This window comes from Archangium sp., from assembly GCF_036388035.1.
Lineage (GTDB): Bacteria > Myxococcota > Myxococcia > Myxococcales > Myxococcaceae > Archangium.
In genome coordinates this window covers 1-2,241 of record NZ_DASVSO010001031.1, presented here as the reverse complement: position 1 = coordinate 2,241, position 2,241 = coordinate 1, and the positions used below count along the sequence as shown (strand labels likewise).

The 2,241-nt window shown below is 70.9% G+C and carries 2 protein-coding genes and 1 tRNA gene; all 3 read right to left on the bottom strand.

All coding sequences use genetic code 11. The annotated features are described in order from the left end of the window. Window positions 1-96: 96 nt before the first annotated feature. A tRNA-Val gene (locus tag VF697_RS42380) sits at window positions 97-168 on the bottom strand. 94 nt (window positions 169-262) lie between these two features. Beyond that, entirely contained in the window at window positions 263-991 is a 729-nt protein-coding gene (locus VF697_RS42375) for a uracil-DNA glycosylase (RefSeq protein ID WP_331104315.1), read from the bottom strand. Between the two features lie 70 nt (window positions 992-1,061). Beyond that, a complete protein-coding gene (locus VF697_RS42370; protein WP_331104317.1) occupies window positions 1,062-2,237 on the bottom strand; it encodes an AI-2E family transporter in 1,176 nt (391 codons plus the stop codon). Window positions 2,238-2,241: the final 4 nt, after the last annotated feature.

The following is a 2,241-nucleotide window of genomic DNA, read 5'->3' as shown; positions in this document are numbered from 1 at the left end:
CGTCACCGTGATCTGATCCGACATGCGAGACCTCGCAAAAGGACGCGGGCGGCAGGCTGATCAGCCGTGCCGCCCGCAGTTGAAACCATTGCTGAGTGGGTCGTAGTGGGATCGAACCACTGACCCCTACCGTGTCAAGGTAGTGCTCTACCGCTGAGCTAACGACCCTTCTTCTTGCTGCTGCGCCCTCGGGACTCGCGTCGTCGAAGGCGGGCGGGGAATAACAGCGGGCTCCCGGCACTGTCAAGGAAACATCGACACCCTAGGGTGCTGTTCCCCGCTGATTTTCGATCAGCACCCGGGCCCGCGCCATCACGGTATCGAACATGGCGGGGGTGAGCCTGCCCGTCTGGGTGTTCTGCTGGCTCACGTGGTAGCAGCCCAGCAGCATCGGCGCTCCCGGCAGGGCCAGCTCCGCGCCATGGCCGAAGGGGGGCCGGGGCGTGGGGATGGCCACCCCCGTCCTCTCCAGCCAGGCGAGCGTCGCGTTCCAGGCGATGCCCCCCAGGGTCAGCACCACCCGGGTCGGCAACAGGGCCATCTCTCGGTCCAGGAAGCGCGAGCACCGGGCCAGTTCCTCCGGCAGGGGCTTGTTGTCCGGCGGCACGCACTTGCACGGCGCGACGATGTAGGCCCCCGTCAGCGCGAGGCCGTCCTCCCGGTGCTCGCTCCGGGACTGGTTGGCGAAGCCCGCCCGGTGCAGCCCCGCGAAGAGGAAGTCCCCCGAGCGATCCCCGGTGAAGACGCGGCCGGTCCGGTTGGCCCCATGGGCCGCCGGCGCCAGCCCGATGATGACCATCTCCGCCCGAGGGTCCCCGAAGCCGGGCACCGGCCGTCCCCAGTACGTCCAGTCGCGGTAGGCCCGGCGCTTCTCCCGAGCCACCTGCTCCCGCCACTCCACCAGCCGGGGACAGGCCCGACAGGTGACGATCTCCTCCTGGAGGCGGGCGAGATCCGCCGCGCCCTTCCCTGCTGCCTTGCTCTTCGCCACGGCTCCATCCCTAGCGCCCCGCCCTTCCCCACCGCCACCCCTTTCGGCTTCGCCCGGGGCTGGGGATGGCTCAGGGGCTCGGTCCCTCGCCGGTGTAGACGGCCGTCCGCTGGTAGCGCTCCACCACCACGCTCAGCACCACCTTGAGGATGGCCGTCACGGGCACCGCCAGGAGGATGCCGGTGAAGCCGAACAGCTCGCCGAAGGCCAGGATGGCGATGATGACGGACACCGAGGAGAGGCCCACCTTGTCTCCCACGATGCGCGGGGTGATGAAGAGGCCCTCGGCGAGCTGGCCCACCAGGAACGTGCCAGCCACCGCCGCGAGCTGCCATACCCCCTGCCAGGACAGCATCAACCCCAGCATCGCCAGCACCACGCCCACGCTCGTTCCCAGGTAGGGCACCATGTTGCCGAAACCGGCGATGACGCCGATGACGATGGCCATGTCGATGCGCGCGAGCCCCAGGCCCGTGCTGTAGAGCACCGAAAGGATGGCCCCCACCGTGATCTGCCCCCGCACGAAGGCGGACAGCACGTCATCCACCTCGGAGAAGCGCCGGCCCACCAGCCCCACCGCCCGGCGCGGCACCAGCCCCTTCACCAGCCCCACGAGGTGCGGGTAGTCCTGCAGGAAGAAGAAGGCCAGCACCGGGACGACCAGCAGGCCCAGCAGCGTGGCCACGAAGCGCGCGGTGTTGCCGGCGAAGCTCGCCACCAGCCGCGCCGCCGTGGGCCCCGTGCTCTGGAGCAGCTCCGACGCCCGCCCGCCCAGCTCCGCCATGCGCTGCCGCAGCAGATCCGGCAACGGACGCCCCAGCCACGACTCCACCTGCGGCACCACCCGCTCGCTCGCGCGGACGAAGAAGTCCGGCAGCTTCGCCGCCTCGTCCCGGAACACCGGGATGAGGTACAGCACCGCCCCCACCAGCAGCAGCATGCACCCGGTGAAGACCGTGGTCGTCCCCAGGGACCGGTTGAGGCCCCGGCGCTCCAGCGCCGTCACGATCGGGTTCAGCACGTACGCCGTGCCGAGCGCCAGCAGCACCGGCACCGCCACCCCGCCGAACACCGACAGCAGGGCGAACACCAGCGCCAGCGACCCCACCATGACCGCCGACCAGGCGAAGTCCACCCGCCGGGCCTCCGCCTCGGAGAGCGCCGCCTCGGGAAGCCCCGCCGGAGGGAGGGGGGCCGGTGGCGCGGAAGCCTGGACCGGCTGCGCGCTGGAGCCGACCACGTGCAGCGGG